We start from the raw sequence: 23084 nt of genomic DNA on the forward strand, positions 1-23084 counted from the left end.
TTAATCCTATCCTGATATCTGTTTGAGTAAAGTCTTTATAGAAGTTTATCATAAAATTTTATAAACCAATCCGTTAGAAGCAGTAAAAGAGTTGCCATTATGAGAAAAATAGAATTTTTTTTATTACTAATCATAATTTCTTCGGCATGTGTACAATTTACTCCAAATCAAACAAATGAAAAAAATTATAGCGTTAAAGAGAATAGTATTATTTCGCCAAAAAAGTATTCAATAGATGAATCTAATATCCCCCTCACTTATTATGGAACTATTGATGGTGTTGAGCTTGGATACCAGATTGCACCGCACAATGTTGCCATGAAATCTTTAGAGGCTTTTTACCGATACCATGATACGGGAAATGAATCTTATCTCAATAGGGGATTATATCTAGCAGACTGGCTTATGGAGGATGCCGATTATAGGGGTAATGGGACTTTTGTAGTTTGGACATACGATTATCCTTGGCCTCCCTACAATCTTAATGAAGACTGGACTGGATCCCTAAATCAAGCGGCAATAATAAAAGCCCTTTCATTTGCACATTTATATTCTAAGGACGAAAAATACAAGCAAATGATTGACAAAAGTCTTAATGCTTTTGAAATTGAGGTTAAGGACGGCGGACTCAGGATGATTAGAGAAGACGAAGGCAAGTATTATGTGTGGTACCCAGAGTATGCAAAAGAAACTCCCCCCTATGTTCTTAATGGATTTATAACAGTGATTATTCGTTTGAGGGAGTATTATCTTATTTCAACTGATAAAAAAGCAGAGAGACTTTATCTTGAAGGTCTAGATTCTCTTGAACATTATTTGCCAGAATACGATGCAAGAAACAAAAAAAGTTACTACGATGCAATGGGGAATATAGCAAATGATCACTACCATGAAATGCATATTGCCCAATTAGATTCATTATACCAATATACCAAAAATCCAATGTTTAAAGAATATAAAGAAAAGTGGGAAAGAGGATAAATTCTAGTAACCTGAATCCTGTCTCTCTGTTGTTTCAAAAGTCGTTTGGTCCTTCTTCATAGTTTCAGATATCTTAATTGTTTCCTTTCTAATTTCTTCTAGCTCTGAGGAAATCATTTTTTCTTTTATTTTTTCTGGAGGTCCAATTTCTACTATGTTTCCTTCAAGTAAGAAGCAAGACCTGTCACAGGCATCGACAACAAAGTCTGAATCATGAGTTATTATAATGAAAGTTTGTTCTAGATATTCCCTTGATTTCCTTATTGCGTCTGCAATTTCTTTTGTCCCCCTTGGTTCGTCAAGAATAACGAGATTTGGTTCTTTTATCAAAATCTGTGCCAAAGCAACTGTATGCCTCTCACCTTCAGAAAGAGACTCAGGCGTTTTATAAATAATTTCTTCGATTTTATTTTTATTAAATCCGACTGCCTCTAGGACATCAGATACCTTTTTTGTTGCTAGTTCTAAGGGGAGCTTTAATCCAATTGACTCAGTTAAATTGTGGAAAACAGTTTTATTTGGATAGAGAGAGTATTCCTGGTGCAAAATTCCTATATAAGGTGCTGCCCTTATCCTACCTGAAGAGCCATCTTCTTTCATATTAATCCATTCGTCACCAATCCTAAGTTTAAATTCTCCTTCTTTAAAAGGAATTAGCCCCCCTATAATCTTAGAAACGGTAGTTTTCCCAGCCCCACTCTTACCCACAATACCAAATATCTCTTTCTCATTTACAGTAAGGGAGAAATTATCAACGGCTTTAATTACCCCCCTTGAGATAGAATAAAAGTATTTTTTTACATTGATTAGTGATATCATCTCTTTTCCAGTTTCTGTAAAAATCAATTTATCATCGTCTGAAGGGATTATACCTTTTACGATTAGTTTGAACGAATCTAATTCTTCAGTTATTTTTCCTTTGTCAAGAACTAATGTCCTCTCAGTAACTTTGCTAATTATGGAAGATTTTTGAGATGCAACTACTAGACTTTTACTATCATTTTTAAATATATTAATTAATGTCTTTTCAATAATATCCGAAGTAACAGGATCAAGAGTTTCTGTTGGCTCATCAGCAAACAATACCATTGGATCTAATGCGAGTTGCCTAGCTAATACAAGTCTTTGTTTCTCCCCTCCAGAAAGGTCTCTTGCAACATGAGTCATCCTATGTATCAAGTTAACTTTCTGAAGAATTTCAATTATTCTTGAATTGATTTCTTTTTCTGGTAATTGCATATCTATGAATACTTCGTACATGTTTTCAATTACAGATCTCTGCCCGAAAAGTGCAAAGGTTCTCTGGAACATTATTGCAGTTCTTCTCTTCAACACATTGAAAAATTCAGCATCTTTCCAAAAATTTATTTTTTTGGAGATGTATTCGGAATTACATTTAAGGCATTTTTTTCCTGTGTAGCTTGGGAGATTGATATATTTACATTTTGGGCAATATGAAACAAAGTAGTATACATTTCCTTTTGAAGGGGCGTAACCCTTTGTACCTCTTAAGATATTAAGTAATACTGATTTTCCGCTACCTGTAGGGCCATATAACCCCAAGGAATCTCCTTCTTTAATTGAAAAAGAAATATTTTCCAATATTACTACGTCGTCAACAATGAATGAAAGATTTTCAACTTGAATTAGATTATGCTTCATTTTAATCCCCAAGAATTATTATTAATTAAGCGACAGTCAATGAAAAGATTTTGATTCTGATAGAGATACAAAGTGTATAATCTTATTTTTTTGAAGTAAAAATAATGAGAAAAAACGTATAAATTATAGGAAAAAAATTGCTTAATAATTTTACTAAAATTACAGGTAAGCATAATTTTTTATCTAATCAAAAGAAATTAATGTTATGGATCAAATTGAAATCCTTCCAGCAAAATATGAAGATCATGACGAAATCCATGGATTATTAATACAATTATGGCCAGATAAAATAGTTGATAAAGAGAATATAAGAGATATTTTCCAAAAAGGATTAGAAAATAAGTCAAATAAATATCTCATTGCTAGAAATAAAAATGTCATTGTTGGATTTATCTCATTGAGTACTAAGAATAGTATGTGGCAAGAAGGAAATATTGGGCATATTGATGAATTGATAGTTGATAAAAACTTCAGGAAAATGGGAGTGGGATTACTACTATTGGATGCAATTACAAAGATTGCTAGAGAAAATGGTTGTAAGAGATTAGAGCTAGATTCTGCATTTCATCGCAAAGAAGCCCATATTTTCTATGAAAAAAATGGATTTGAGAATAGAGCTTTTATATTTTCAAAGTCATTGTCAAAATAAGAATGTTAACTTCTTTACTCAAAAATTAATCAATGTTTAGATAGATTTTAAATATATCTTAAATCTCTTTTATTATAGTTGAGGGATTTTGTGATATCTAAATCAGGTAAAGACTTTGACATAATATTAATTACGGCAGAATATTACGATGACCACCCATTGTCACCTTCAGGAGTTATCTCAAGAGTTCTAGAAAGTAAAGGTTACAAGATTGGAATTATAGAAAAACCCTTAACAAAAGAAGATTACCTAAAACTTGGATCACCGAAATTATTCTTTGCTGTTACTTCTGGATCCATAGATAGCATGCTCCATAATTATACGCCATTAAAAAAAAAGAGATCAGAAGACCCGCACTCTAACTTATCTTTGATGCCTGATAGGGCTTTGATAGTATACTGTAACAAGATTAGAGAGTACTTCAAGTCTGCAGTAATTGTCATAGGCGGAATAGAAGCTTCTATGAGGAGATTTGCCCATTATGATTACTGGAACAATGATATCCGAAGGAGCATTATCTTTGATACTCGAGCAAATATTTTAGTTTACGGGAACGGGGAAAAACAAATTCTTGAAATAGCAGAAAGATCAAGAAAAGGCATCGAACTTAAAGGGATTCCAGGGACGTGTATCATAAGTAAAATTTTAGAGGAAGGATTCGAGCTGCTTCCTTCGTTTGAAGAAGTAAAAGAAGATCCTCTAAAGTTTTGTAAAATGCAGAAACTACTTTCAAATAAGAAGAATTTAGCCCAGTTCTATGATAATAACTACCTTCTTCAATACTCTTATCCAGAATACACAACAGAAGATCTAGATTGGATATACTCACTACCATATTCAAGGAGACTTCACCCTAATTCTCTTTTAAAGATGGCAAAATTTTCAGTTGTTACCCATAGAGGGTGTATAGGTAATTGCAATTTTTGCTCACTTAAACTCCACCAGGGAGATAAAATTGTTTCAAGGAGTGAAGGTTCAATCTTAAAAGAAATAGAATCAATAACATCTCATCCAGATTTTAAAGGATATGTAGATGATCTTGGAGGTCCTTCTGCAAATATGTATGGAATGGATTGTGCAGATAAATGCAGCCAAGATTGTATTAACTGTAACAAATTAGACAGAAGCCATATGAAATTAATCTCGCTTTTAAAAAAAGCTAGAGGAATTAAAGGCGTTAAGAAAATATTTGTCAGAAGTGGTATAAGGTATGACCTTGCAATAGAAAGTAAGGAATATGTCAAAGATCTCTCGGAGCACCATATATCTGGCTGTCTTAAAATAGCACCTGAACATTTTTCTGAAAAAGTTTTGACACTTATGAATAAAGATAATTCAAGATTTGATGAATTTGTTTCATTCTTTGAGAGTATTAACAAAGATAAAAAACAGTATCTCAAGTATTATCTAATGATTTGCCACCCAGGTGATGATGAAAAAGAAATAATGAAATTAAAGGAAAAAATAAGTTACCTGTCGAACATTGAAAGCTTCCAGGTTTTTACACCGACACCCATGACAAATTCCACATGTATCTATTGGACCGGGATAGATCCAAATAGCATGAAAAGAGTTAACGTCATACATGACTACAAAACAAAAAAGAAATTAAAACGCATAATACTACAAGAAATAGATAACAAAAAATCTCGTAGTTAGATTTCTTACAATTCCTCATCAGTAAATTTTAAATATATTATTCGCCTATAGTAATAGAATAAAAATATCAAAAAGGAAGTTTTTATTAATGAGTGAAAAAACGATGGAAGGTTTTAGAGGAGAATTCCGGGAAATGCATGAAGCTGTCTGTTCTGAGTGTGGCAATATGACGAAAGTTCCATTTAAACCTGATGGGATAAGGCCAGTTTATTGTAAGGATTGCTATAAAAAAAGAAGGGCTAGAAAGTATTAATAACGTCTAATGAACTCAAATAAATATTCTTGTTAGGGTGTAAAATAAATAAGGATTAAAAGAAATCCCCAAGTGTCATCTGTTTATTTTTAGAATATTTTAAGTTTTCTTCTGTGTACCCAAATCCTTTAAGAATTCTCATAACTGCGGGCAATACTTGATTGTCAATATAATAGTCTGCATCGTACTTATACTCTGCATTTTTGAAAGATTCTACATCATAAGATCTATCCCTAACCATACCGTCCCCACTTTTTACAATAAATGATATCATTGAACCTGCTTTAACTTCCTCTCCTTTTTCTTTCATACGTTGTGCTACGATGACGTGAGGCCCTATTTGTTTGTAGCTTGATAGGGGCATTGTTAATTGAGTGTATATGATAAGTGAATCTAGAGGAGTTTTGCCTTCAATTAACTCTTGAGTAATTTTTCTAACAATTTCCGCTGCTTTTTCTGGTCCTTTGCCTTCCAATATAGTTCTTAAAACTTCCTCTTGTGTCTTCTTCGCGATATCGGCCCAATCTCTCCTTACAACTTCTAGGCCTTTAGTTGTAATATTGTTCTCTTTATCAATGATTGCGTATCTTTTCTTAGAAACAAAAAATCCACGTCTGTAATATCCTTGAAATTCCAGTTCCATGAAATCAGGGAGGATCGAGTTAACTTTGCCCCTAAAATATTTCGATTTTTCCATATCTTCGGATCCTAATCCTACAAATAAACTGTCAGTATCACCATAAAGAACATTCAATCCCATCTCTTCGGCAATTTTTATTGCTTTGTGGATATACTCTCTTCCCCATGAAGCGATGCTTGAAGCTGCTTCTTTTGAATACCATCTTGAACGGGGGTATCCCATATAGCCATAGAAAGAGTTAGCAAGAATTTTAAGAGCCCATTGTTGGGATTGATAGATAGTCTTTTCATTTTTATCAGAAGCTTCCTTTAATTTTTTCTTAATCTGTACCCTCCTTTCGATAAGCTCTTTCAGTATTTCAGGAATGAATCCTTTTTTATTAAGACAAAAATTAACTCCTTCTGGAGAGATATTATCGCAACAATCACAACCTATTGTATTTGGGTCTATATTATGTGCAATAATTATGGAGGGATATAGGGATCTAAAGTCAAAAACGGCTATGTGCTCGTGAAGTCCTTTTTTAGGGTCCAGAACAAATCCACCTTCATAAGTTTCAGATGACCTTTCAAGGTATTCACTACCTTTTGGTTTATTAGGAACAATTGTTTTTTCTTCAAATGCTCTTTTCATTAAAAGGTATTCAACCATATTAGAGGATGCCATTCGTGACATATCAAAAATATTCTGTCCCACTATCCTCGAGAGTTCTATTTCTAGAGGGCCTATAGCTGCCCCAATTTCCTTTGCTGCTATAGCATCCTCTTTATTGTATAATGCAACTTTTAAAAGTCCTTCTTGCGTTCCTTCTTCCCAAAACTGATCCATCTCAGCTAATTGAATTTTACTTTTCTCTTTGCCCAAAAAATTGAGGTACACATTTTCAAGAGTATATTTGTTTAAACTTAGTAATTTTCTACTTAGTGGATAAAGATCAATATGTACCATACCGGGGATCTTGCTACTGTCATTAATTCCTCTTCTATCAATTCTTATATCGTCAATTATGGGGTGGGTTATTTTTAGTTTTTTTGCCCTTTCATATATGTAGGGAAAATCAAATGTATCCCCGTTGTAAGTATAAATTATGTCAGGATTATACTCTAGAAGAATATCAAAAAATTTCTTTAACATAGATATCTCATTATCAACAATCTCGATATAATCTGCTGTGACATTTTTATAAGTAATTACCTTATCAAAATCATTAGTGGAAATACCAACCATGATGATAGGATCGTATTGGGCATCAGGTTTTGCCTTGCAGTATACTTCTATATCAAATGCTAGAACTTTAAGTGATAGATTTAGATTTCCTCCTATTTGGAAATTTTTTATAATAGGGATTTCTCCCTCTTTTTCAATTTCAAAATTGTAGTGTATTGCAGGGATAAGATTTTTATCAATAAGAAACCTTCTAGCAAAGGGAATGTCATATTCATAAATCTCTGTAATATCCTCTATTTCTTTTCTAAGATTGGGAACATCCGAGGGGTGATTAAAAATTACTTTTAGGACAGGCACTTTATTGCCAAAAATATATCTCTCTTCAATTATACATTTTTTAATAGTTAAGAATTTCCCATGTGATCCCTTACTTATTTCCTCAATTAGCTCCTTTTTAGATTCAATCTCTCTCTGATCGCACACTGCCCAAATATATGGCTCAAAGTCTTTATAGAACGCCTCAATTTTTGAATCATTCTTAAGAATTAATCTAACATATGCTTTTTCGTTGAACGTTTTGTAATCGGAATCTAAGACAAACATAAAAATAATTATTATTTTTAATATAAATATCTTATGACGATATAGCCCTAAGATATAATTGTTCAAAAATAATTAGGCCACTAGACAAAAGCAAAGTTTATAAATACTTTTTCTAAACAAACGCTAATGAAAAATTTAGAGGTATTAGTAATTGTAGCGATAATGTCACTTCCATTCTTCCTAATCAAAAAGGAGGATTTTACTACTTTTATTTATTGGACTGCTGTAACTGTTGGTTACTTATTCTATATTGTTTTTTCAACAAAAAGGTGGACAAATGAATAACATATTGATACTAATCGGTATTTACGCCATAATAGGTACGATTATTGCTTTGTATTTCAAAGGTGCCAAGACACAAGAAAGTTTCTTTATTGGAGATAGGAATATTAGCGGAGTTGTTTCAGCACTTACCTATGCTGCAACCACTTATTCTGCTTTTATGATGGTCGGGCTAGTCGGACTATCATATGCAACTGGGGTTGGAGCTTTAGGATTTGAATTAACTTATCTAGTTGGAACGCTATTCTTTTTATCATATTATGGTCCGAAGATATGGAGAATTGCTAAGGAAAAAGGAGTTGTGTCTCCATCTGGCTTACTCGAAAAAAGATATGGCCCAAAAACAGCTAAGATAGCAGCCACTATATCTTTATTAGCTTTAATACCCTACACATCAGTTCAATTAACAGGGGTTGCCCTAATACTTGAAACTAATGCAAATTTGAGTTTTGCCACAGGTATTTTAATTGTTGGAATTCTTATTGCCTTGTGGGCATTTCTAGGTGGATTGAGAGGAGTTGCGTTGAATGATTCAATCCAAGGGATTTTGATGATAGTAGTTTCTATATTTGCCCTAATTTGGGTAGCTTACAGATTTGATTTTTCAGCAATTTCCTCAATGGGAGAGTTGATGTATGTTCCTAATGCTATTTGGACCCCAAAATTTTTCTTAGGATTAACTGTACCTTGGTTTTTCTTTGCATTAACTAACCCACAAGTATTGCAAAGATTATTTATTCCAAAGGATTTATCTGCTTTAAGAAAGATGATTGTATATTTTGGATTATTTGGCGTAGTTTACACAGTTATTGTTAGTTTTATTGGTATCCAACTTAGGATTCTTACATTTCAAGGATTATTTCCAGTTGTTCAATACAGGGATAATGTAACACCGACTTTACTTTCGCTTATGCCTGAATGGCTATCTCTTTTATTGGCTTTTAGCATAATGGCCGCTGCAATAACTACTGCAAATTCAATAGTCCTCACTCTTTCTTCAATGGTTTCAAGAGACATTGTAAAAGAAAAGGGAATTTTTTACGGAAGACTCTCAATTATTATTATGACCATATTTATTGGGCTTTTTGCAGCAAAGAAGATAAGTTACATAGTTGAATTGTCTGTTTTATCTTCAACCATATTACTTTGCTTATTGCCACTAATCTTTGGATTATTCCACTATAATATTGGAAAGGATTTAACAGGTTCTGTGACAATAGTAGGAGGATTTTTGATGGCAGTCTTACTTACCTTCTTTAAAATATCCTTAATTGGTCTTCCCACAGCTATAACAACGCTAATATTTTGTTTTGGGCTGTTCTTTGTTATGGGAACGCTAGAATCAAAGTATATTGATAAACAAAAATAATATAAAAATTATAATGGAGTTAATCGAGTAGTCTTTTCTGCCCTTCTAATTTTTGGATTGAGGCAATATTTTGACTTGACTCGAGGCATCCCGAATAGTTTCCATCTTTATCTCTTAGGGCATAGTATTCAATCATTACCTTTTCCTCTTCGCCATTTTTCCCAATAGGTATGTCAATCCAAAATCTTGCCTTATCGCATATACCTTCTTTCATTTCTCCAATTATTTGCTCAACTTTGTCAAGACTCCTTTCAGGATGGCACTGTCTAACATCTCTTCCTAGGGCAGCTTCTGGCCTTTTAAAAATTCTTGTCTCATGTTTATTCCAAGCTAATACTTTATCATCTTCATCAAGGACCGAAAATTCAAGTGGAAGGGTCTCAAGAATTGCTTCAAGTATTTTACCTTCAATTTTTCCAATCATTTTATCGCTCTTATAATCTTATTAAAGTAATTTTGTTTGCTCAGTCGGTCTTGGAATCTTAACTACAAGAAAACGAAATACTTTATCACTTTGATTCATTAATCTGTGTGGAATCTTTGCAGGGCTCTCAATTAGTGAATCAGGACTTACTTCTTCCTTCTCATCCCCAATTTCTACGATTCCTTTTCCTTCAAGTACATAGAAGAATACATCGACAGGAGTTATGTGTTTTAAAAGGGCCTCCCCTGGTTTTAGTGTTATATGCATTGTCTGTGCTTTTTCAGAATCATATAACTTTCTAACATCCACTTTATGTGGGGTTTCAACTATCTTTTGTTCACTTACTTTAACTATTTTCATTTGATCACCTTTATATTTTTATAGAATCAAATTTACAGATTTTTTCACACTCATAGCATAAAATGCATTTGCTACCTATTACATCAAATTTTTCATTATTTAATTCTATTGCTTCTGTAGGGCATGCTTTTTTACATAAATTACAGTTTGTGCATGAAAGATTATCTATATTGGGCATTAATGGCCTCTTTATCGAAGGTAATCTCATTATTAATCCAAATGGACATAAATAGTTGTGCCATAAGTCAGAAGTAAATAATGCAAGTATAGGAAATGCAACAATTAGAAATGGAATTTTAATTGGGAGTACTAGGCCGGAGATTTTTAATAATATCAAAGCTAGCAATATTGCTGAAATTGGGTAATAAACAAAGCCTTTCTTAAAAGTGGTAGGTGTTTTGATTTTTTTGAGATTTAATTTATTAAGTATGTATCTCCATCCTTTATCAAATGCGTGGAAGGGACAAAAATAACCACAGAATAGCTTCCCAAATATTAATGAAGATAAAGAAAATCCTAGCATCCACAAGAGCAAAATAGATTCTTTTTTATTTTTAATAAATACTACAAAAGCCACTATAGAAATAGCTAAAGTCAAAACTTGAATAATTCGTCTTTTGTTCATATTTTTCGAGATTTTCATTTAAAATATAAATATTTCCACAACTTTAATATATGAAAAGTATTATTTCATACTATGGAAATTGAAGAACAGCTAATGAGAGTTGGATTAACAGAATATGAATCAAAGGTACTCTTATCTATAATTAAAAATAGTGAATCTTCGGCAAAAGATATTTCCATAGATTCAGGCGTACCCTACTCGAGAATTTACGACACCATAAATGACTTACTAAAAAAAGAGTGGATAAAGAAAAAAGAAGGAAGGCCTTCACTATTCATTTTAGGCGATATTAATGAAAGGATGGATGAATACGTTAATGAGAATAAAAAAATAGCAGAAATGATTAAACTTAATTTAGAGAATCTCTCAGATAAAAATAGATATGAACTTTTACCAACAATAAATGTTGAAAGAAATTGGAATAATTTTTATAAGAAATTAGAAGAGTTGAGCAATGGCTCGAAAGAATTAACTTGTGTTTTTGGATTTTTTAATTCAATTGCTTTTGAGAAAATCAATTTGATATTAAAAAGCAAATATTTTCCAAAAAATCTATTTGTTAAAAGTGAAATACTAAATAAAGAACTAATTAAAGAATTAAAAAACATATCTCCCCTATACAATATCAGAGTACTACCATTTACGCCAAAAGTATTGTTATTTCTTTTTAATGGAAAGGACATACTTATCGTTCTCCCTCATTTGTCTGAAAATATTAATTCTGAAGGAGGAGATATAAAATTTCTTGAGATTAGAAACTTTGAAATAGGTAAAATACTAGATAAGATGATACAGATAGCATTGATAGAATCATTGCCATTGAAAGATGTGCAAAACTTGAATTCTTAAAAAGTGAGATTGAATTTTTATGAAAAAAATTTATGAAAAAATACTTTATGAAGGAAATTGGCTTCAATTAAAGGAAACTCTTTATAATAACAATGGAAATGAAGTTAAATGGGAAACAGTCGATAGAAAAACATCTAAGATAACAGTCGTTATTGTTGCTAAATTGATTCCTTCTGAAAAGTATATATTAATCAAACAATATAGGATATCAATTAATAATTACATCATAGGCTTCCCAGCAGGAGTTTCCGAAGGAAAAGAGTTAGAATCGGATATAAAAAAAGAATTAAAAGAAGAAACTGGATACGTAGGAGAAATTATCTCTATTAGCCCTCCTTTAAAATCAAACCCAGGGCTGACTGATGAAACAGTTAGAATAGCTACCGTTCTAATTGATGAAAATATAAAAGAAAATATTAAACCTAGACAGGAACTTGAACCATCTGAAGAAATCGAGGTAATATTAATAAAAAAAGAGGAAATTAGAAAATTTATTGAAGGTCAAATAGAAATTGGAACAGATATAGGTGTCGGAATTTGGTATACTTTCAATTTGTTAAACTTATTCTAGTAACAAATTTTTTATACTCTTAAAAATATATTTACTTGGTGTTCAATATGAAAATTGAATATTTGGGCCACTCGGCTTTTAGAATAACGGGTTCAAAAACTATAATAGTTGATCCTTTTCTAAATAAAAATCCGAGAGCTTGTTTAAAAGCAAGCGATATTAGAAATGCAGATATTGTTTTAGCAACTCACGGTCACGGAGACCACCTTGGGGATTCCATAGAGATATGTAAGAATACTGGTGCAGTATTTGTAGCTATACATGAAATAACGCTTTATGCTCAAGAAAATGGGATTACAAAGACTGAAGGAATGAACATGGGGGGCACTATTGAAATCGAGGGTATAAAAATAACTGCAGTAAGAGCAGATCATTCCAGCTGTATTAATGTAACAGATAAAGGAGGATATTCTGGAGGCAATCCCATTGGTTTTGTCGTAAGGGATGGAAATAAAGCATTCTACCATGCAGGAGATACGGGACTTTTTAAAGATATGAAGATAATTGGTGAGCTTTACAAACCTGACGTTTCCCTACTTCCAATAGGATCTAGATACACTATGGGGCCAATAGAAGCTGCTTATGCAGCCAAATATTTAAAATCAAAGATTATTGTTCCAATGCATTATAATACAACACCTCTAATAAGACAAAATCCTAGTGAACTGAAGATGCTTGTTAAAGAGCTTGAATTAGATGCAGAGGTGAAGATATTAGAACCCGGGGACTACTTTGAAATTTAAAGATAAATTATTTTCTCCCTATATTTTTCTCATTGGTTTTATTATATTTTGTGTAATAGGACTAATGGGAAAAAATTACTTTGTTGATTATTATAAACCAGGGATTTCATTCTATACTGTTTCATATATCTTCTTAATTATTTCAGCTTTTATTGTTGGAAGTAAAATTAATCTCGATATAAACGAAAATTATTTGTCAGGCATAATCTTATTTCTTGTAGTATTTTTTACTTTCAAAAGATTTGGATATTATTCTATTGTTTTATCCTTGCTAGCCCTAATGATTCTTATTATGGTTAAGAAAAATTATTTTTCTATTTACTACAAAGAAATATACGTTCTAGGATTGTTATTATGTTTTTTGAATATATTAATTTTGGGTAAGCTTCCACTATTAAATCCAGAAATTAGAGAATTAGCCCTTACACCTTTGTTTGTTCTTGGATACTCTTTTGTGTTAGTGTCAAATAACTTTGGAATCTTAAAAAGTAAATATCCTTATTTTCTAATATTTCCAATTCTTTCATTATTATTATTTGTTCTATATGGATTTAGGACTTATATTATCCTTATAATTATTTCAACTATGATAACTTTTTACCAGTTAGGCAAAAAACAAAAAACATTGTATTTTGGTTTAGCCGGTTCAATAATAACTATCGTACTAGGTTATATCACAGTATTATTACTTCCCCAAAATTGGAAACTAAATCCTTTCGAATTATTATGGTACAGAGTCACATTTACATTCGATGTTTTTGACAAAATATGCACTACAATAGGATTCAAGTTATTTGGTAATTATTCATTATTGACAGAAACTACAACTGGGTATATAATTAGTCAAGAAATACTAAATTATTCTCACAACATTACTTCAACTATATTTGGTCCAGCGATTTTTGATGGCGGGATTATTGAAGTAATGATATTTACTTTATTTGTATCAATATCGCTATTTAAGTTATATAAGAAGACACAAACTAATACCTTATTAATACCTTATTACAGTCTAATATTGTCAATATTTATAGTTTCAATAGAAATAAGCCCTTATCCATTAATTTTACTTCTAATTCCACTCTCAATTTATATTTCCAGTTTAGATTTATCTAGTGAACAATTATGAGTTTGTCTCCTTTTTGCAACTTATCTTCTGTATTTGGATTTCTTATAATTTTGTCATCTCTGACAATTGCAAATACTTCGTCCCCTACATAATTAACAGTTTTTCCATAAAGGTCTTCCTTTAATGCAACCATGCAAATATTTTCATTATTAGAGAGGAATATTCTATCAATAAATGTCAGGAAATCAGGAATATTGACGGCATATGCAAGTATTTTTCCAGTAACTACTTGAGGGGATACAACCTGATTCACTCCAATTTTGTAGAGTTTATCCATATTCTCTAGATTGGCAGAAGTGGAAATAATCCTTATTTTATCGTTCATTGATTTTGCAGTAATTGCAGTAAACACGTTATCGGAATCTTCATTTAAAGCTGTGATTATAATTTTGGCTTTTTCAATTCCTGCTTTTCTTAAAATATCTTCTTTTCGGGCATCCCCTAGCACAACATTATAATCTGTTGTTTCAGAAATCATTTTTGTTAAATTTTCATTAATCTCTACAATGACAAATTTTGAATTCATCTCTTTTAGCTCTGAAACAATTACTCTTCCAATTCTGCCGTAACCACATATTATAATATGACCTTCAATTTCTTCCATTCTTTCAATACCCAATACCTCTTCTATTTTTTGAAAGAGTACGTTTTCAATTTATTTAAAACTGTTAAAGCTGAAACTTTAGAAGAATCGATAGAAATTCTGCTATCAGAGCCCATTAAAATGGGGGATATGAAAAATTTTTATCGGATAAGTAAAAAGCGACTTGTTTCAAGAGAAACATTAAAATGCAGCAGTTGTGAGTACGAAGGCCATTTTGGGATACTACATATTGATATGGACAAATTTCCGGAAAGAAAAGGAAATATAGTTACCATATATATGTGTCCAAAATGTCTTTCACTTGAAAGAATATACTAATGTGACTGCGACCTTAATAGATTTGAGTTCAGAACTCAAAATCCTCATCATAGCTTAATGCTCAGAAGGGGTCGCTCATCATCATAATGGATATTTCCGACAGACTTTTAAACTTTTTTTTTGACTTCTTTTTATGGGAGAACATATAATTGAAGCCCTTGGCAAATCAAAGGTAGTTATAAGGGATGGAAAAGTTGTAAGTGTTGAAGATCCTATTATAGATTATTGCCCACTTTTTGATAAATATAGGGGGATAAAAAAATTAACTAAAGAATCCATAAAAGAAAATATTGAATTTAGAATTAAAGATTTTGGCATGTGCACTGAAGAGAGAAAATTCCCTTCACAGGATTTTTTGTCCATAGGTGCAAGTGAGATTATGTCTACTTTATTAAAAAAAGGATTGTTGGATGCAGTCGTTATTGTGGGAGACGGCTGTGGGACCGTCATTTTAACAGAGTCCGAAAAAGTTGAGGGCATAGCCGGAAGGATATCAGGCGTTATTAAAACAAATCCTATTGATAGCGTAATCACTTTTGTAGGTAAATCTAATGTATTGAATCCTGAAGACTCTGAGATAAATCAAATTGAAGGGTTAAAAATGGCAATATCCAAAGGTTACAAGAATATTGCTGTTACCATATCAAACGCTAAAGAATTGCCCGAAATAAGAAAAATTGAAAAGAATAATTCTTGCGATGTTCTAGTTTTTGGAGTTCACACAACAGGCTCCTCGAGAGAAGATGCGATTATATTTATGGAACTAGGAGACATAATAACTGCATGCATGTCTAAAGAAATAAAAGAAGTTGGCGATAAACAGAATATTTACAAAACTAAGACAAAAATCCCCATTTATGCGCCTAGTGAAAAGGGAAAAAAAGCTATTGAAATAAGGTTAAAAGAAATTGAAAAGAAAGATTAGACAAATACTATTCAAGATAAGCTTTGTGTATTGCTCTTATTGCTTTGTATCCTTCTTCTTTAGATACCACAAAAGATATTGAAACTTCAGAAGATCCTTGAGAAATCATAAGTATATTGACTTTATCATTTGCAATTGCAGTAAATAATCTTCCAGCAGTTCCTACTGCGCCTTTCATTCCCTTACCCACTACACTTATGATGTTCACTCCTCTTATATGTGAAATATCCTTTACTAAATCTTTTGTAGGAAATGCTTCCCTCAAAGCTTTTTCAGATTTTTCTGTATCTTTTTCAGAGATTACAAACGATATATTTGCTTCGGAGGATCCCTGAGAAATCATATAGACATTAATATTGTGGTCCCCTAATGCTTTGAATACTTTTGCAGCAACTCCTGGAACTCCAATCATTCCGGCGCCAGAAACATAAACTATTGCTGCATTTTCAATTATGCTTATAGCCTTTACAACTTTGTGATTAGCTTTTGTATCTCTAAGTATTAAAGTACCTGAAGAGTTGGACATGCTGTTTTTTACTCTGACTGGAATATTTTTGGATACTGCTGGTTCTATGGTTCGGGGATGTAATACTTTTGCACCAAAATAGGCCAGTTCCATTGCTTCAAGATATGACATTTCAGGAATTGTGTATGCTTTGTTACATATTTTTGGATTTGTAGTCATTATTCCATCTACATCAGTCATTATCCATATTTCGTCAGCCCCAATCCCTGCTCCGATTATTGATGCAGTGTAATCAGAACCACCTCTGCCCAGAGTGGTGATATCTCCATCCTTACTTTTAGCGATGAATCCAGTGATTACTGGAATCATGCCCTTTTTTAGTAAGGGTATTATAGTATCTGATGTTTTTTTGTAGCTCTCGTTAAATAATACCGCTGCTTCTCCAAATTTATTGTCAGTTACAATCAAGGAAAAGGCATCTATTTTATCTGATAAAACACCTTGCGCTTCAATTGTTTTTGACAATATTAAACTCGAGAGTCTTTCTCCAAAAGATACTATTCTGTCTTTTGATCTTAAAGAAAGTTCTCCTAAATAATGGACCCCTATCAAACTTTTTTCTAAATCAACTAAAAGAGTATTAATCCCTTCTTTAGTAACTTCTAATAATTCATCATTTTTAATGTTTTTACAAGAGTCAAAATGCTTAGACCTGAGTTCATTTAAAACGGGGACAATATCTTCTCCCTTAAGAGATTTATCAGCAGCCCCAAGAAGCATGTCAGTAACGCCAGACATTGCAGAAACTACAACTACCACTTCATTTCCTTTATTATATGCATCAATAGCTATATTCGCAGTGTTAAGGAATCTATCGGCATTGCCAACAGATGTTCCGCCGTATTTCATCACAATTCTCATCAAAGACCCCCAAATACGTAATTTAAGCTCAAAATCTACTTAAAAGACTTTCTAAAAAAGAAATTTCCTTTCTCTTCCAGATATCTTTTTTAAATAGTCAATAGATTCTTTATAAAAAGGGAATTTCTCTTCCTCTTTTTTAAATTGTCCTGTATGTATTTTCCTTCTGCCCCTCTTATAAATGAATCCAAATTTAATATGCAACATCTCATGGTACATTATATACTCAACTACAAATCTAGGCGTTCTCTTATCATCTAAAAGACTTGAAACTACTATCTCATTTTTAGAACGGTCGTATCTTCCAAAAATTCGATAAGCCCTTCTTTTAGACCACCTTAATGAAGGCTTAGATATTTCGTTAGAAAAGAAATTATTATTAATTCTAAGAAATATTTCGTCTAGGTCAAAATAACTTCCAACTGGATCATGTATTCCATTTATAATATCAAAAGGTTCATTTATTATGAGGTTGTGGATGTAATCATTATATGTTCTTTTGTATCTTGGGGCCACCCTAATCCCTTTAATCTTAGATAGAAGAATATATGCAAGAGATTCTTTTACTTCCTGAGGTGCCTCCCTCAATTTATCTGAAACTCTTACATATAAAATACCTTTTTTCACCCTAGCTGTATTCTTTATACTTTTATAAGAATAATACTCTGAAACTACCTTATATCTAAATCCAAGATTAATCGATACATTAGAAATTATTTGAGTTAATTTAACATCCATTGGACAAATTTCTAATGTTGTCTTATAAAGATTTTTGGGAAAACATTTATAATATGGTTACGTTGTTTGTTCGTGGTTAATTGTACTTCCCAATAATTCTGAATACAGAAAAAAAAGTTTTAATTATCGGTGCAGGCAATGTATCCTTAAGAAAAACAAAAAAACTTCTAGAATTTACAGATAAAATCAAAGTTGTTTCGTCAGAATTTCACAAAGACTTTGATAATTTAAATATAGAAAAATTAAAAATGGAAATAAATGAAGAAAATTTTCCTACACTCCTAAACGAAGAAATCTGTTTTGTTATACTATCATTAAATAACAAGGAACTGAATAAAAATCTCTGTAAAATATGCAAGAACTATAATATAATGGCAAATGTAGTCGACAATAAAGACATATCAGATATAATCTTTCCAGCGGTCATAGAAAGAGAAAATCTACTTGTGGCAATATCCACCAAAGGCGAATGCCCTTACTATTCCAAAAAACTTAAAGAAGAATTAACTGAATTTATCGATAGAAAGGAAAGGGAAGCAAAAATCTTGATTAATGCTAGAAAAAAAGGAGAAATCCTTGATGAGACCTATGGAAGGATAAAGAGGGGAGTATAGATGTTCCTACTAAACTTTAAAATTACTTATCAAAATGCGCCCGTACATGTAAGGGAAAAATTCTCCTTTTCAAAAAAGCATAGAAATGAACTTATGCGACAAATATGCTGTGAAACTGGAGTAAAAGGATGTGTCATATTAAATACATGTAACAGAACAGAAATATATGCTGTAGCGGACAGAGGAGAATCTATAGAAGGAATCATACTCCTTTTAAAAGACATAAGCCAAGATGTTGAGAATTATTTAGAAGTTTCTAGTGGAAATGAAGCAATAAGGCATTTGTTTAGAGTTTCTTCAGGCTTAGAATCACTAATAATAGGCGAAAATCAGATTCTATCCCAAGTTAAAAATAATTATTTTGAATGTAAGAGTGAATGTTCAACAGATTCTTTATTAGATATTATCTTTAATCAGGCGATAAGAGTAGGAAAACTTGTAAGAACAGATACAGATATTTCTAAAGGAGGGGTTTCAGTTGGCAGTGCGGCTGTTAAACTTGCCGAAGAAATATTTGGATCCTTAATTGATAAAAGAATATTAATCGTTGGAGCAGGAGAAATGAGTTGTCTTATTGCAAAGTCGCTTTCATCAAAAGGTGTTGAAGGGGTTTATGTTTCTAATAGAAATTATGAAACAGCGAAAAATATTGCAGAAACAATTGGAGGCCAAGCATTAAAATTTGACTATTTAATTGATCACATTAAAGTTTCAGATCTTGTTATAACTGCAACTTCTGCACCTCACACAATAATTCATGCAAGCGACATTAAAGAAATAATAAAAGAAAGAAATAAAGATCTTGTAATTATTGACATTGCGATACCAAAAGATGTGGATGAATTGGTCGGAGAAATTGAAGGTGTCCACTTATATAATATTGATTCCCTTTCGGAGATAGCAAAAGAGAATATGGAAATAAGAAGAGAAGAAGCGGAAAAGGCCTCATTATTAGTAGAAGAAGAGTTAAACAAACTTGAAACTAATCTCAAGGGGATGTTTGTAGAGCCATATATAGCAGATGTCTGGATGAAAGCCGAGTATATAAGAAAAACAGAAGTGGATAGGGCTATAAAGATGCTAAAAATCAATGATGAAAAAGATATAATGATTATAGAAGATCTGACAAAGGCCATCGTTTCTAAGGTACTCCACAAACCAGTCAGAGATTTAAGAGAAAAGGTATACAATAAATTGGAGGCGGTAGAATCTTCCCAGAAGTTAGATTGAGAAGGCTAAGAAAAAATGAAAAATTGAGAGAACTACTTAAAGAACACGATGTAAATTCAAGTGACCTAATTTATCCCATATTTGTTCATGAAAAAAATATACTAGAAGAGATACCTTCTATGCCCGGCCAATTTAGATATCCTGTATCAGAATTAGAATCCATAACAAAAAAAGTTGAAGATCTTGGAATTCCAGGAGTCTTACTCTTTGGTATGCCCGAAAAAAAAGATGACTTTGGGAGTGAAGCATATAGCGATAAAGGAATCGTTCAAAAGGCTATAAGGGCAATAAAAGAAAAAACAGACCTTCTTATACTAACTGATATTTGTCTTTGTCAATACACTTCACATGGCCACTGTGGAGTAGTTTGTGACGGAACTATAAAAAATGATGATACACTTAAATTATTGTCAAAAACTGCACTTTCTCATGCAAAAGCAGGGGCAGATATAGTAGCCCCATCTGACATGATGGATGGAAGAGTAAAAGCAATAAGAACAGAATTGGATAAAAATTCTTTTGAAGATATTTTGATTATGTCCTATGCTGCAAAGTTCTTATCCTCATTTTACGGCCCTTTTAGAGAAGCTGCACATTCCGCACCTGTATTTGGAGACCGAAGAACATACCAAATGGAGCCTGCAAATATATTGGAAGCTTTGAGGGAAGTTGAGCTTGATATTAAAGAAGGTGCAGATATTATTATGGTGAAGCCTGCACTGCCTTATCTTGATGTTATCTATAGGGTGAAAGAAAGATTCGAAATGCCAACTGCGGCATATAATGTTAGTGGAGAATATTCAATGATAAAAGCCGCTTCAAAAATGGGCTGGATAGACGAAAATAAAGTAATCAAAGAACTACTTTTAGGAATAAAGCGTGCTGGAGCTGATTTAATAATATCGTACTTTGCATTGGAGTACGCATCCTTATGAATAGTTATGAACTATACAAAATTTTAAGAAATCATTTTGGCGAAGTCGGCAGTTGGTGGCCCAAAGATGGGCCTTTTGAAGTCATTATTGGTGCCATCTTAACTCAACAATCTACTTGGACAAATGTAGAAAAGGCATTGCGAAATCTAAAAGAAGCAAATGTTCTTACACCAGAGGGCATAGTATCACTACCTTTGAATGCCCTAAAAGAACTGATTAAACCTAGTGGTTTTTTTAATCAAAAGGCAGATAGGCTTAGAAAAGTTTCTGAATATCTAATTGAAAAATATAATGGAAATCTTGATTTATTATTTGCCAAAGATAGAGAAAATCTAAGAAAAGAACTATTAGAATTAAAAGGAATAGGTAAAGAAACTGCCGATAGCATTATTCTTTATGCTGCTGAAAAAAATGAATTTGTTGTAGATGCATATACAAAGAGAATATATTCAAGATTAGAGATTATTAAAGAAGAAATTGAATATGATAATCTAAAGAATCATATAATAAGAGAGATCCCTGGAGAAGTACTACTCTACCAGGAGTTTCATGGCCTCATAGTACTATTGGGAAAGAACATATGTAGGAAAAAAAATCCAAATTGCAAAGAATGTCCACTTAGTTCAAAATGTAGATTTGTTAAATAGAAAATATTAACTATTCTTAAGGGCTTTTTTGTATATACTTTTTGCACTTTCAGAGAATCTTTTTGCATCTTCTGTTCTACCTTGAGATTCATACATCTCAGCAAGATTTAACATTGCCATTGCTACATCAGGATTATTACTGCCAAAAACTTTCTCTAATACTAGAAGTCCTTTCTTGAAATAAAATTCTGCTTCTTCATATCTTTCTCTTGCCCTGTATAATCCTGCAACATTGTTTAAGAAAGTTACAAAAGAAGGATGATTTTCACCCAAAGTATTTTGACATATATTAATTGCTTCTTTGAAATAACGCTCTGCATCATCATATTGTCCTAACCCCTCTTTTACCAAAGCAATATTATTAAAAGTCATGGCGTTATAGTGATGATTTACCCCATACGTCTTTTCATCAATCTTCAATACTTCTCTGTAAAGTTTTTCAGCTTCTTCATAATTTCCCTCGAGATAATAGATTCCAGCGATATTATTTATGGCCGTTGCAATGTCAGGATGATCGGGACCACAGGCAATCTTCCATATTTCAAATGCCCTCTTATATAGTTTTAGGGCATCGTCATACTGGCCCTTAATCTTGTGTATTTCTGCAAGATTGTTCAAAGAAGAGCCGATATTTGGATCTTTAACATTTTTATTTTGTTCAAAAATATCTATGGCTTTTCTATAAAGAGACTCTGCTTCATTAAATCTCTTCTCTAAGCGGTAAAGATCAGCCAAATTATTATACCCTGTGGCAGTTTCTAGATGATTTTGACCAAAAGCTTTTTCTTTAATCTCTAAAGATCTTTTGTACAAAGGTTCTGCTTCTTTGTATTTGCCTCTTGACACATATATGCCTGCAAGATTGTTTAAACATGTAGCAATTTCGGGATCTTCTGGCCCTAGATTATTTTCCCATATTTCCAATGCATTTATAGAAAGAGATTCAGCCTCGGCAAACTTTCCTTGCACATCATATATCAATGAAAGATTGTTCATAGAAATGGCAACTTTAGTGCTATCTTTCCCGTAGATTTTTTTTGCAATATCGATAGAAAGCTTTGCAAGCTCTGCAGCTTCATTGTACTTACCTTCTCGATAATTTGTTATCGTCTTATAGGTAGTATTGTCCCATAGTGCATCATAGACTTTTTCCTCATTATTAGAGACCAATTCATTACCCCGTGCATAATAATATCTAAAAAACTAAATAGATTTATATTTCTCTATTATATCTTTTAGCTCATTAAATCTAACTGGCTTTCTCAAAACTTCTTTTGCTCCTGCTTCTAAAGCCTTAGAACCTATAGTAGAGCCATAAGCAGTGATTGCAATTATTTTTGCTTTAGGATCAATTTGGATAATCTCTTTAGTTGCATCAATTCCACTTTTCTTTGGAAGTTTTAAATCCATAAGCACTATGTCTGGTTTATGTTCTTTGTAAATAGATATGGCCGATTCCCCATCTGAAGCAGTAAATAAAGTATCTCCTTCTAAAAATTCTTGATAAAATTCAGATAAATCTTTATAATCTTCCACTATTAAGATTTTAGACATAAAATCACTCTGTTATTAAATATCTAGAGGTTTATGATTAACCCCACTTTTTTCTAGTTTTAATATTATTTCTAGACAGTTTGCACTAGTCCAATCTAAATTTTTATTTTTTACTCAAATTTTGGGCGAATTTCCCAAAATTTACCGATGGCTGACGCTAGGCAGA

At 32.1% G+C, this 23084-nt stretch carries 26 protein-coding genes; 16 read left to right on the plus strand and 10 right to left on the minus strand.

Going from position 1 to position 23084, the window contains the following annotated elements; all coding sequences use genetic code 11:
• Positions 1–99 precede the first annotated feature (99 nt).
• Entirely contained in the window at positions 100–981 is an 882-nt protein-coding gene (locus KO464_04115; GenBank protein MCC7572558.1) for a D-glucuronyl C5-epimerase family protein, read from the plus strand.
• 3 nt (positions 982–984) lie between these two features.
• On the opposite strand, the gene atwA is transcribed toward KO464_04115, so the two are convergent.
• Positions 985–2643, minus strand: coding sequence for a methyl coenzyme M reductase system, component A2 (atwA, locus tag KO464_04120; GenBank protein ID MCC7572559.1), 1659 nt, complete (start codon positions 2641–2643; stop codon positions 985–987).
• A gap of 205 nt (positions 2644–2848) precedes the next feature.
• Between atwA and KO464_04125 the strand changes: the two genes are divergently transcribed.
• The 3 genes from KO464_04125 (at position 2849) to KO464_04135 (ending at position 5204) form a co-directional block, all read left to right on the plus strand.
• Complete coding sequence (locus KO464_04125) at positions 2849–3292, plus strand: GNAT family N-acetyltransferase (GenBank protein ID MCC7572560.1); 444 nt, start codon at positions 2849–2851, stop codon at positions 3290–3292.
• Between the two features lie 90 nt (positions 3293–3382).
• Complete coding sequence (locus tag KO464_04130) at positions 3383–4951, plus strand: YgiQ family radical SAM protein (GenBank protein ID MCC7572561.1); 1569 nt, start codon at positions 3383–3385, stop codon at positions 4949–4951.
• Between the two features lie 88 nt (positions 4952–5039).
• Positions 5040–5204 carry a DNA-directed RNA polymerase gene (locus tag KO464_04135; GenBank protein MCC7572562.1) on the plus strand — a complete coding sequence of 55 codons (165 nt, stop codon included), beginning with the start codon at positions 5040–5042 and terminating at the stop codon, positions 5202–5204.
• A gap of 55 nt (positions 5205–5259) precedes the next feature.
• On the opposite strand, the gene KO464_04140 is transcribed toward KO464_04135, so the two are convergent.
• On the minus strand, positions 5260–7614 hold the full coding sequence (locus tag KO464_04140; GenBank protein ID MCC7572563.1) for a DNA-directed DNA polymerase: 2355 nt from the start codon (positions 7612–7614) through the stop codon (positions 5260–5262).
• 126 nt (positions 7615–7740) lie between these two features.
• Between KO464_04140 and KO464_04145 the strand changes: the two genes are divergently transcribed.
• Positions 7741–7899 (plus strand): hypothetical protein, encoded by a 159-nt coding sequence (locus tag KO464_04145; GenBank protein MCC7572564.1) that lies wholly within the window; start codon positions 7741–7743, stop codon positions 7897–7899.
• Positions 7892–9265 (plus strand): sodium:solute symporter family protein, encoded by a 1374-nt coding sequence (locus KO464_04150; GenBank protein MCC7572565.1) that lies wholly within the window; start codon positions 7892–7894, stop codon positions 9263–9265. The genes KO464_04145 and KO464_04150 overlap by 8 nt, the downstream gene beginning before the upstream one ends.
• Positions 9266–9284: 19 nt before the next feature.
• Here the strand turns inward: KO464_04150 and KO464_04155 are convergent, their stop codons facing one another.
• The 3 genes from KO464_04155 to KO464_04165 are packed head-to-tail and all read right to left on the minus strand — an operon-like array spanning position 9285 to position 10674.
• Positions 9285–9689, minus strand: coding sequence for a PAS domain-containing protein (locus KO464_04155; GenBank protein MCC7572566.1), 405 nt, complete (start codon positions 9687–9689; stop codon positions 9285–9287).
• A 21-nt stretch (positions 9690–9710) separates the two neighbouring features.
• Complete coding sequence (locus tag KO464_04160) at positions 9711–10049, minus strand: cupin domain-containing protein (GenBank protein MCC7572567.1); 339 nt, start codon at positions 10047–10049, stop codon at positions 9711–9713.
• A gap of 10 nt (positions 10050–10059) precedes the next feature.
• Complete coding sequence (locus KO464_04165) at positions 10060–10674, minus strand: 4Fe-4S binding protein (GenBank protein MCC7572568.1); 615 nt, start codon at positions 10672–10674, stop codon at positions 10060–10062.
• A 72-nt stretch (positions 10675–10746) separates the two neighbouring features.
• Here KO464_04165 and KO464_04170 point away from each other — a divergent pair, with 72 nt between their 5' ends.
• The 4 genes from KO464_04170 to KO464_04185 are packed head-to-tail and all read left to right on the plus strand — an operon-like array spanning position 10747 to position 13966.
• The gene (locus tag KO464_04170) at positions 10747–11523 is read left to right on the plus strand and encodes a hypothetical protein (protein MCC7572569.1); all 777 of its coding nucleotides are present in this window, start codon (positions 10747–10749) and stop codon (positions 11521–11523) included.
• A gap of 19 nt (positions 11524–11542) precedes the next feature.
• A complete protein-coding gene (locus tag KO464_04175; protein ID MCC7572570.1) occupies positions 11543–12094 on the plus strand; it encodes an NUDIX hydrolase in 552 nt (183 codons plus the stop codon).
• A gap of 47 nt (positions 12095–12141) precedes the next feature.
• On the plus strand, positions 12142–12837 hold the full coding sequence (locus tag KO464_04180; GenBank protein ID MCC7572571.1) for a metal-dependent hydrolase: 696 nt from the start codon (positions 12142–12144) through the stop codon (positions 12835–12837).
• Positions 12827–13966, plus strand: coding sequence for an oligosaccharide repeat unit polymerase family protein (locus KO464_04185; protein MCC7572572.1), 1140 nt, complete (start codon positions 12827–12829; stop codon positions 13964–13966). The genes KO464_04180 and KO464_04185 overlap by 11 nt, the downstream gene beginning before the upstream one ends.
• On the opposite strand, the gene KO464_04190 is transcribed toward KO464_04185, so the two are convergent.
• Complete coding sequence (locus KO464_04190; protein MCC7572573.1) at positions 13950–14585, minus strand: NAD-binding protein; 636 nt, start codon at positions 14583–14585, stop codon at positions 13950–13952. The two genes, KO464_04185 and KO464_04190, sit on opposite strands and share 17 nt — an antisense overlap.
• 15 nt (positions 14586–14600) lie before the next feature.
• Here KO464_04190 and KO464_04195 point away from each other — a divergent pair, with 15 nt between their 5' ends.
• On the plus strand, positions 14601–14888 hold the full coding sequence (locus KO464_04195; protein MCC7572574.1) for a hypothetical protein: 288 nt from the start codon (positions 14601–14603) through the stop codon (positions 14886–14888).
• A 133-nt stretch (positions 14889–15021) separates the two neighbouring features.
• On the plus strand, positions 15022–15813 hold the full coding sequence (locus tag KO464_04200; GenBank protein MCC7572575.1) for a DUF2099 family protein: 792 nt from the start codon (positions 15022–15024) through the stop codon (positions 15811–15813).
• A 7-nt stretch (positions 15814–15820) separates the two neighbouring features.
• On the opposite strand, the gene KO464_04205 is transcribed toward KO464_04200, so the two are convergent.
• Both KO464_04205 and KO464_04210 read right to left on the minus strand, forming a co-directional pair.
• Positions 15821–17200 (minus strand): aspartate kinase, encoded by a 1380-nt coding sequence (locus KO464_04205; protein MCC7572576.1) that lies wholly within the window; start codon positions 17198–17200, stop codon positions 15821–15823.
• A gap of 51 nt (positions 17201–17251) precedes the next feature.
• Positions 17252–17938 (minus strand): SprT-like domain-containing protein, encoded by a 687-nt coding sequence (locus KO464_04210; GenBank protein ID MCC7572577.1) that lies wholly within the window; start codon positions 17936–17938, stop codon positions 17252–17254.
• A gap of 80 nt (positions 17939–18018) precedes the next feature.
• Here KO464_04210 and KO464_04215 point away from each other — a divergent pair, with 80 nt between their 5' ends.
• The 4 genes from KO464_04215 to KO464_04230 are packed head-to-tail and all read left to right on the plus strand — an operon-like array spanning position 18019 to position 21364.
• Positions 18019–18552: a bifunctional precorrin-2 dehydrogenase/sirohydrochlorin ferrochelatase gene (locus KO464_04215; GenBank protein MCC7572578.1), complete on the plus strand. Its 534-nt coding sequence runs from the start codon at positions 18019–18021 to the stop codon at positions 18550–18552.
• Positions 18553–19782, plus strand: a complete 1230-nt coding sequence (gene hemA, locus KO464_04220; GenBank protein MCC7572579.1) for a glutamyl-tRNA reductase — start codon at positions 18553–18555, stop codon at positions 19780–19782.
• Positions 19761–20717, plus strand: a complete 957-nt coding sequence (gene hemB / locus KO464_04225) for a porphobilinogen synthase (GenBank protein MCC7572580.1) — start codon at positions 19761–19763, stop codon at positions 20715–20717. The genes hemA and hemB overlap by 22 nt, the downstream gene beginning before the upstream one ends.
• A complete protein-coding gene (locus KO464_04230) occupies positions 20714–21364 on the plus strand; it encodes a hypothetical protein (GenBank protein ID MCC7572581.1) in 651 nt (216 codons plus the stop codon). Before hemB ends, KO464_04230 begins: the two co-directional genes overlap by 4 nt.
• Positions 21365–21370: 6 nt before the next feature.
• Here KO464_04230 and KO464_04235 read toward each other — a convergent pair whose 3' ends face one another.
• A complete protein-coding gene (locus tag KO464_04235) occupies positions 21371–22534 on the minus strand; it encodes a tetratricopeptide repeat protein (protein ID MCC7572582.1) in 1164 nt (387 codons plus the stop codon).
• A gap of 33 nt (positions 22535–22567) precedes the next feature.
• Positions 22568–22918, minus strand: coding sequence for a response regulator (locus KO464_04240; GenBank protein MCC7572583.1), 351 nt, complete (start codon positions 22916–22918; stop codon positions 22568–22570).
• Between the last annotated feature and the right edge of the window lie 166 nt (positions 22919–23084).

This window comes from Methanofastidiosum sp. (assembly GCA_020854815.1).
Classification (GTDB): Archaea; Methanobacteriota_B; Thermococci; order Methanofastidiosales; family Methanofastidiosaceae; genus Methanofastidiosum.